Origin of the sequence: Actinomyces sp. 565, assembly GCF_010365615.1 — a bacterium.
Lineage (GTDB): Bacteria > Actinomycetota > Actinomycetes > Actinomycetales > Actinomycetaceae > Actinomyces.
This window is the reverse complement of sequence record NZ_PIZD01000068.1, coordinates 1-8328: the sequence shown is the minus strand read 5'-3', so window position 1 is coordinate 8328 and position 8328 is coordinate 1. Positions and strand designations below refer to the sequence as shown.

General features: G+C 69.0%; 8 protein-coding genes and 1 tRNA gene. 7 read left to right on the top strand and 2 right to left on the bottom strand.

Annotated elements, in window-relative coordinates; translation table 11 throughout:
- Nucleotides 1–288: 288 nt before the first annotated feature.
- The gene (locus GZ997_RS11340; protein ID WP_162679965.1) at nt 289–1683 is read left to right on the top strand and encodes a sodium:alanine symporter family protein; all 1395 of its coding nucleotides are present in this window, start codon (nt 289–291) and stop codon (nt 1681–1683) included.
- A gap of 467 nt (nt 1684–2150) precedes the next feature.
- Here GZ997_RS11340 and GZ997_RS11335 read toward each other — a convergent pair whose 3' ends face one another.
- Together GZ997_RS11335 and GZ997_RS11330 are read right to left on the bottom strand one after the other, a co-directional pair.
- Nucleotides 2151–2681 carry a hypothetical protein gene (locus GZ997_RS11335; RefSeq protein WP_162679961.1) on the bottom strand — a complete coding sequence of 177 codons (531 nt, stop codon included), beginning with the start codon at nt 2679–2681 and terminating at the stop codon, nt 2151–2153.
- Nucleotides 2682–3896, bottom strand: a complete 1215-nt coding sequence (locus tag GZ997_RS11330; protein WP_162679960.1) for a pyridoxal phosphate-dependent aminotransferase — start codon at nt 3894–3896, stop codon at nt 2682–2684.
- A 183-nt stretch (nt 3897–4079) separates the two neighbouring features.
- On the opposite strand from GZ997_RS11330, the gene GZ997_RS11325 reads away from it, so the two are divergent.
- The 6 genes from GZ997_RS11325 to GZ997_RS11300 form a co-directional block, all read left to right on the top strand.
- A tRNA-Trp gene (locus GZ997_RS11325) sits at nt 4080–4152 on the top strand.
- Nucleotides 4153–4246: 94 nt separating this feature from the next.
- Nucleotides 4247–4480 carry a preprotein translocase subunit SecE gene (secE, locus tag GZ997_RS11320; RefSeq protein WP_162679959.1) on the top strand — a complete coding sequence of 78 codons (234 nt, stop codon included), beginning with the start codon at nt 4247–4249 and terminating at the stop codon, nt 4478–4480.
- A 101-nt stretch (nt 4481–4581) separates the two neighbouring features.
- Nucleotides 4582–5307, top strand: coding sequence for a transcription termination/antitermination protein NusG (gene nusG / locus GZ997_RS11315; protein ID WP_161924781.1), 726 nt, complete (start codon nt 4582–4584; stop codon nt 5305–5307).
- A 197-nt stretch (nt 5308–5504) separates the two neighbouring features.
- Nucleotides 5505–5936, top strand: coding sequence for a 50S ribosomal protein L11 (gene rplK, locus GZ997_RS11310; protein WP_161924780.1), 432 nt, complete (start codon nt 5505–5507; stop codon nt 5934–5936).
- 80 nt (nt 5937–6016) lie between these two features.
- Nucleotides 6017–6706 carry a 50S ribosomal protein L1 gene (rplA, locus tag GZ997_RS11305; RefSeq protein ID WP_161924779.1) on the top strand — a complete coding sequence of 230 codons (690 nt, stop codon included), beginning with the start codon at nt 6017–6019 and terminating at the stop codon, nt 6704–6706.
- Between the two features lie 282 nt (nt 6707–6988).
- Nucleotides 6989–8328, top strand: a 1340-nt coding sequence (locus GZ997_RS11300) for a serine/threonine-protein kinase (protein WP_162679957.1), incomplete at its 3' end; no start/stop codon positions are given.

Below are 8328 nucleotides of genomic sequence, written 5' to 3'. Positions count from 1 at the left end.
GGACTGCGCGGGGACTGTACGGAGCCTTGCGCGGGGCCCGGGCGCCGCGCAGCCACGTTGTTGACGGTTACGCGCTTGTGGGCGCGCGCAAGCGTGTAACCTACGGCCGCGCCGGTGCCCGCCGGCGGAAAGGCAGTAACCGTGTTCCCCACGCCCCTACCCGCGCTCTTGACCGTACCTGCCCCGGCACCCGGCGCCGTGCCGGTGGCCGAGCCAGCCGCCGCACCCGGCATAGTGGCCGGGCACTTGGTGGCGGCTGCGGGGCCGTGCCAGGCGAGCTTCAGTGAGGTGCTGTCCGCAGCCGACGACTTCCTGTGGGGGCCATGGCTGCTCATTCCGCTGCTGCTGGGCACCGGCATCTGGCTGACCGTGCGGCTGCGCGCCGTCCAGCTGCGCAAGCTCTTCCCGGCGCTGCGCTTCGCCCTGCTGGACCGCAGCGGTGGCGAGGCCGACACCGCCGAGGGGGACATCTCCCACTACCAGGCGCTGACCACGGCACTGGCCGCCACTGTGGGAGTGGGCAACATCATCGGCGTGGCCACTGCGATCCACCTGGGCGGTCCCGGTGCGCTGTTCTGGATGTGGGTAACCGCATTCTTCGGCATGGCCTCGAAGTATTCCGAGGCCTTCCTTGCCGTGCGCTTCCGCACCACCGACGCCAACGGCCAGAAGTCCGGCGGCCCCCAGTACTACCTGCAGCACGCGATCAAGGGGCGTGCGGGAACCGCGCTGTCGGTGTTCTTCGCCATCTCCACGCTGCTCGCCTGCTTCGGCATCGGCTCCATGACGCAGTCCAACTCGGTGGCCGCACAGCTGGAGCACTCCTTTGGGGCGGATCCGGCGCTCGTCGGTATTCTCATGGCCATCGCGATCGGTGGGGTGCTGCTGGGCGGCATCGAGTCCATCGGACGGGTCACCGCTGCCTTCGTGCCAATGATGATCGTGTTCTACGTGGGCGGTTGCTTCTACATCCTCGCAGTCAACATCACGGCGATTCCGGCGGCGCTGGGGATGGTGCTCACCGACGCCTTCACCGGGCACGGAGCCGTGGGAGGCTTCGCCGGCTCCACCATGCTCATGGCCATCAAGTTCGGAATGGCCCGCGGCATCTTCTCCAACGAGTCCGGCATGGGCTCGGCTGCCATCGCCGCCGCCGCGGCCAAGACCAACCACCCGGTCCGCCAGGGCCTGGTGTCCATGACCCAGACCTTCATCGACACCTTCGTGGTGGTCACCTGCACCGGCCTGGTGGTGCTGTCCACCGGCGCCTGGACGGGTGACAACCCGGCCACCATGACCGCGAACGCCTTCACTACCGGGCTGCCCGGGGACTGGGGGCACTACATCGTCTCGGTCTCGCTGGTCTTCCTGGGCTGCTCCACGATCCTGGGCTGGGCCTACTACGGCGAGCGCTGCACCGTGCGCCTGGTGGGCGTCCACGGGGTGCTGCCCTTCCGCCTGTTCTTCACCGTCCTGATCTTCCTGGGCACCGTCACCAGCCTGGACGACGTGTGGACCTTCGCGGATATCGCCAACGGTCTAATGGCCATCCCGAACCTGATCGGCCTGGTGCTGCTGTCCGGCCTGATCGCCCGTGAGACCAGGGCCTACCTGCTCCAGGACCCGTACCTGCGACGCCCCGGGGATGAATTCACCTCCATCCCGCAGGACGCGACCGCCTGAGTGGGGCGGGAACTGTCCATTTCTCGCCACTTTGAGCTGCCGCCGGTTCCGGACCCGCGCAAATACGCCGCAGGCTCAGCGCCAGCAGGGACCGTGGGGACCAAAGTGGCGAGAAATGGACACTTTTCATGCTGGAAGCGGTGGCGGACGCGCAAGGTCCCTGTGCCGCTGGTACTCCGCATGAGCCGTCATCAGTACGGCGGGCACCAGTTCTCACTTCACACCGCCGCCGGACTGCACCTGGGCGGTAACGCGTCCTACCCCGGCGGGGTTCCAGCCCACCGGCGGTTTCACCGACGATGCCCAGGCGGTGGACTCCCGTGTGTCTCCGGGGGAACTGCCGGGCATAGGGGTGGAGGGCAAGGCGGAGTGCTACTCCTTGTCCTACTGCGTTGTCCTACTGCGTTGTCCTACTGCGTTCTACTCTTTGCTGCGCCGTCTGCATGCCTGAGGCAGGAGTCGGTTAGTCAGGGCGCAGTGGTGCCGTCGAAGCCCGAGGCCGACTCGGCTGAGGCAGCCGTCCCAGAAGGCTCGGCCTGAGCGGTGGGTGCGGTGGAGGTGGCCACAGGGGCAGCGGGAGTGGTGGCGGTGGGAGTGGCGCTGTCGGGACACTGGACGGCGATGAGTGCAGAGCTGGACGCGGTCCCGGGTCCCCGACCCGATGGCCTCTTGGGGTGTGACTCCAAGACGGTAATGGTGCAGCCGAGTACTTCGGCCGATGAACCGACATCTATCCGTGTATCTGGAACTGCTTCACCGCCCCGGATGAAGTGCACCCACACGGCATCGGCGTTCGTGGCTCCGAGAACCAGAGACCAGTCATCTCCTCTGCCGGGCTGCTGCTGTACATAACTCGTGGCCTGGCTGCGCAGCGCCTCAACCTCGGGCGCGAGCTCCGGGGTGCCCTGGGGCAGCGGCCACCAGAACACGTAGACCACGGCCGCGACGATGAGCGCCAGCGCGCCGATCGCCGCGGCCAGTAGCCGTTTGTGCCGCACTCAGTCGACCTCGGCCAGCAGCTGCTGCATGCGGGTGACGCCCTCGGTGATGGCATCGTCGCTCATGGCGTAGGACATGCGCAGGAAACCGGAGGGGCCGAAGGCCTCCCCGGGCACCACGGCCACCTCGGCGTACTCCAGCAGCAGCTCCGCCAGCGTGGCGGAGGAGTCGATTACGTGCCCGCGCAGCGAGCGCCCGATGAGCTGCTCCACGCTCGGGTAGGCGTAGAAGGCGCCCTTGGGCGTGGGGACCTGCACGCCGCCGATCTCGGAGAGCATCGACACAATCAGCTGGCGGCGGCGGTCAAAGGCGGCGCGCATGTGCTCCACTGCGGACAGGTCCCCGGCCACGGCGGCGAGGGCCGCCCGCTGGGAGACGTTGGCCACGTTGCTGGACAGGTGCGACTGGAAGTTGGTCGCGGCGCGGATGACATCGGCGGGCCCCATCATCCAGCCCACGCGCCAGCCGGTCATCGCGTAGGTCTTGGCCACGCCGTTGAGCACTACCGTCTGCTCGGCCAGCTCAGGCACGAGCGCCACGATGTGGGCCGGCTGGGCGTCGTCATAGAGCAGGTGCTCGTAGATCTCGTCGGTGACTACCCAGATGCCGTGCTCCAGCGCCCACTGTCCGATATGGGTGAGCTCGGCGGTGGTGTAGACGGCGCCGGTGGGGTTGGACGGCGAGCACAGCAGGAGCACCTTGGTGCGCTCGGTGCGGGCTGCCTCCAGCTGATCGAGCGTGACCTTGTAGTCCTGGTCCGCGCCGGCGAACACCTCCACGGTGGTGCCGCCGGCCAGGCTGATGACCTCGGGGTAGGTGGTCCAGATGGGGGTGGGCAGCAGCACCTCGTCGCCCGGGTCCAGCAGTGCGGCGAAGGCCTGGAACACGGCCTGCTTGCCTCCGTTGGTAACCAGGATGTCCTCGGGGGAGACCAGGTAGCCGGAGTCCCGCAGCGTCTTGGCGGAGATCGCCTCACGCAGCTCGGGCAGCCCCCTGGCTGGGGAGTACTTGTGGTTGACCGGATCCTGGGCCGCGGCTACGGCGGCGGCAACGATATAGTCCGGGGTGGCGAAGTCCGGCTCGCCGGCGCCGAAGCCGATGACGGGGCGGCCGGCGGCGCGCAGGGCCTTCGCCCGGGCGTCGACGGCTAGGGTGGCCGAGGGGGATATGGCGGCCAGACGGGCGGAAACGCGACTCCTAGGTGCAGTACTCACGGGCAGATAGTCTCACGTACACCTCGGGGGGAGCGCAGTGTCATCCCGGTATGCGGCCCGAGGTGGCGAGGTTCTCAAGCCGGCGGGCGGTACGCGGCGCGGCTTAGCCCGCTGACGTGGCGCAGCCCACGGAGCTGGAGTTCGGTATTCCGGGCATGATGTGGCAAGATTGGTGGCCGCTGAAGGGCAGTGGCGCAATTGGTAGCGCACCGGTCTCCAAAACCGGCGGTTGTGGGTTCGAGTCCCGCCTGCCCTGCTGAGAACGGCGGATCTGTCGGGAGATCCCGTCGGCTCCGTCTTCTCGCCCGTCAGGGCGTGACCGGAACGTCGACCCCGAGGATCACGAGAGCATGAGCGATACAACCGTCGCCAAGGGCGCACGGAAGCAGAAGCGCGGGCCCTTCTCCCGCGTGTCCCTGTACTTCCGTCAGGTCATTGACGAGCTCCGCAAGGTGGTCTGGCCCACGCGGAGTGAGCTGTGGACCTACTTCGCGGTGGTGGTCGTCTTCATTCTGGCGATCATGCTGTTCACCGGGGCCCTGGACGCAGTCTTCGATCGACTCGTCCTGTGGGTCTTCGCCTGAGCGCCAGGCCCGCCGCACTCCTGCCATACTCGCCGTACTCGGCGCAGGTCTCACCGCCGCCGCAGTCGCAGCCACATCCAGTCCGAGGAGAAAGAAGCACCGTGTCCGAGGAGAACGTCCCCGAGGAGCCCGCCGCCGTCGCCCCCGACGCCGATCCGCACAACGCCCCGGCCGAGGTCGACCCGGTCGAGGAGTTCCGCAAGCAGATGTCCTCGCTTCCCGGCGAGTGGTACGTGCTGCACACCTACTCCGGCTACGAGCGCCGCGTCGCCGCGGACATCATGGCGCGCGCCGAGAACTTCGAGCTGGAGGACTACGTCTTTGACGCCGTCGCCCCGATGGAGACGGTCATCGAGCTGAAGAACGGCAACAAGAAGAAAGAGGTGTCGCGGGTCCGCATCCCCGGTTACGTATTCGTGCGGATGGACCTGGATGACCCGGAGACCTCCGAGCAGGTGTGGCGCACCATCAAGGACACCCCCGCCGTGACCGGCTTCGTGGGTGACCGCTACGACCCGGTGCCGCTGACGCTTGAGGAGGCCGTCTCACAGCTTGGCCCCACCCCGGAGGAGGTCGCCGCCAAGCGTGCTGCCGCGGCCACCGCGCCCGAGGAGGGTACGGGCACCCAGGTCGTGGCCGATGGCCAGGTCTACGAGGTCGCCTTCTCCGTGGGCGAGTCCGTGATCGTCACCGACGGCCCCTTCGAGTCGCTGCCCGCCACGATTGCGGAGATTCACCCCGACACCCAGAAGCTGCAGGTGCTCATCTCCCTGTTCGGCCGCGACACCCCCGCCGAGCTCGCCTTCAATCAGGTGGCCAAGATCTGACCGCTGCCCCCGCCGGCGGCCCCAGAGGACGAAGGCGGGGAGCGGCCCGCCTGTGAGACCGCCCACCGGGCCTCTCACGGACGCGCACGCGGGTCTAAGATTGGCGCTCGCGTGCCCGGTACGCATCCGCGTACCAACACAACCACGCGCTGCACGGCAGGTGTGCAGCACTCCGGACAAGAAAGACCGAATTACCCATGGCTCCTAAGAAGAAGGTCGCCGGGCTGATCAAGCTCCAGATCCAGGCCGGCCAGGCCAACCCCGCTCCGCCGATCGGCCCCGCGCTCGGTCAGCACGGCGTCAACATCATGGAGTTCTGCAAGGCCTACAACGCTGCGACCGAGTCCCAGCGCGGCAACGTCGTCCCGGTGGAGATCACGGTTTACGAGGACCGCTCCTTCACCTTCGTGACGAAGACTCCGCCGGCCGCAGAGCTCATCAAGAAGGCCGCAGGCGTCTCCAAGGGCTCCGCCTCCCCCCACTCGGACAAGGTCGGCTCGCTCAGCCAGGCGCAGGTGCGTGAGATCGCAGAGACCAAGATGCGTGACCTGAACGCCAATGACGTCGACTCCGCCGCCAAGATCATTGCCGGCACCGCCCGCTCCATGGGCATCACCGTCGAGGCCTGAGACCCCGGCCCGTAACCCAGAACCAATAAGCGTGGAAGGGCCTGCGCGGCCCGTTCACCACGACTGCTAAGGAGAAGCAGATGACCAAGCGCAGCAAGGCCTACCGCGCCGCGGCGGAGAAGATCCAGTCCGGGATCCTCTACACGCCCGCGGAAGCGGTGAAGCTGGCCAAGGAGACGTCCGTGACGAAGTTCGACTCCACCGTGGACGTCGTACTCCGCCTGGGCGTTGACCCCCGCAAGGCCGACCAGATGGTGCGCGGCACCGTGTCCCTGCCGCACGGTACCGGCAAGACGGCCCGGGTGGTCGTATTCGCCCAGGGTGAGCGGGCCGAGCAGGCCATCGCCGCCGGCGCCGACGAGGTTGGCGGCGACGAGCTCATCGCCAAGGTCGCAGGTGGCTACACCGACTTCGACGCCGCCGTCGCCACCCCCGACCTGATGGGCAAGGTGGGGCGCCTGGGCCGCGTGCTCGGCCCCCGCGGCCTCATGCCCAACCCCAAGACCGGCACTGTCACCATGGACGTGGCCAAGGCCGTGACCGACATCAAGGGGGGACGTATCGAGTTCCGCGTCGACCGCGCCGGCAACCTCAACTTTGTCATCGGCAAGTCCTCCTTCTCCGAGGAGCAGCTGGCCGAGAACTTCCAGGCTGCGCTGGAGGAGGTGCAGCGGCTCAAGCCGTCGACCTCCAAGGGGCGGTACATCCTCAAGGCGACCGTGGCGACGACCATGGGCCCCGGCATCCCCTTGGATGTGGCCAAGCTCTGACCCGGCCCTCAGCGGCCTGAGAGGCCCTGAGCGCGCCCGCGCTCACTGCTAGACCGAGGCGGCGGGCCGGCTCCCCAGGCGGGGCCGGCCCGCCGCCTTCGCGTCTCCGGTACGCGGCTGCACCACCCCCGCCGAGTTCGGTAGTTGTTACGTGCCGAGTTCGGTAGATATGGCTCCGGACTGACCGTCATCCGAACGAGACTTTCCGTCTAGGATGTCCCGCAGGCGGCAGGACCGAGGAATCCGCCCAGCCCCACCTCACCCACTCTCGAGGAGACGCCCATGCCCCCGACCGACGATGCCGCCCAACGCCTCGGCAGCGCCTATGTGTTGGATACGCGCATTGGGGCCGGCGCACAGGGAGAGGTCTGGCTCTCCCACCGCACCGACGCGCCCGACACCCCCCTGGCGGTCAAACTGCTGCGCGCCGATCTGCTGGAGGATGCGGGCGTTATCGAGCGCTTCATCCGGGAGCGCGCCACCCTGATGCGCGTGTCCTCCCCCTATGTGGTCGGCGTGCAGGACATGGTCGTGGAGGGCAGCCGCTTCGCCATCGTCATGGACTATGTGGGCGGCGGCAACCTGCGGCGCCTGCTTAATGAACGGGGTGTGCTGCCGCCCGCCGAGGTCGCCCGCGTCGGGGCGATGCTCGCTCACGGCCTGGCCGCCGTACACGACGCCGGCATCGTCCACCGCGACATCAAGCCCGCCAATGTGCTCATCGACGCCGGAGCGGGGGAGGCCGCGGAGAAGTGGACACCCCGGCTGGCCGACTTCGGCGTCGCCCGCATCTGCGACACGGTCGCCTCCTCCCATGCCACCGGTGCCATCGGTACGCCGCTGTACATGGCGCCGGAGATCCTCGATCCCGCCGCGCCCACGCCCGCCGCTGACGTCTACTCCCTGGGCGTGCTGCTGTACGAGGCGGCCTGCGGCGTGACTCCCTTCGTCGGTGCCCCGGCCCAGGTGCTGGCCCAGCACGCCCGCCGCGCCCCCGGACGCCCCGACGGCATCCCCGACGCCCTGTGGGCGGTGCTGGAGCGCATGCTCGCCAAGCAGCCCGCTGCGCGTCCCACCGCAAGACAGGTGGCCGCGCAGCTGGAGGAGGCCGGGGCGGCAGCGGCGGGAGCACCGGCCGCAGCGCGCCTGTCTGTGCCACCGCCGTCGGCGTCCGCGCCCACGCCGTACGTGTGGGCCGACGGCGAGGCGCCGCCTGGCGTCCCCCTGCCCCCGACGGACGGTGCGGTCACTCCCGCTGCCGGGACCGCCCCCACGGCGCCGCTGACGGCGGAGCCTACGGTTGTGGCCGGTAGTGGCGGGGCGGCGTCGGCACCGGAGGCAGATATCCGCACGCGCTTCGCCAGTTATCCGCAGCTGGCGCCGGAGGCACTGTCGCCGACCTCGGCCGACTGGGCTCCGGTGGACGTGCCCGGCGCACCTGCGAGCCGACGCCGGGGGAACCGGGGCGCACGCCGGGGCCGCAGACTGCTGCTGGGGGCCATTGCGGCCGTCGTGGCGATCGCTGTAGCCGGAGGCGGTCTGTACGCCTGGCGCCACCGCGCGGCCGCCCCGGCCGCCACCGCCGTCACCGCGCTGCCCGCCCGCGCGGATGCCGTGGAGCT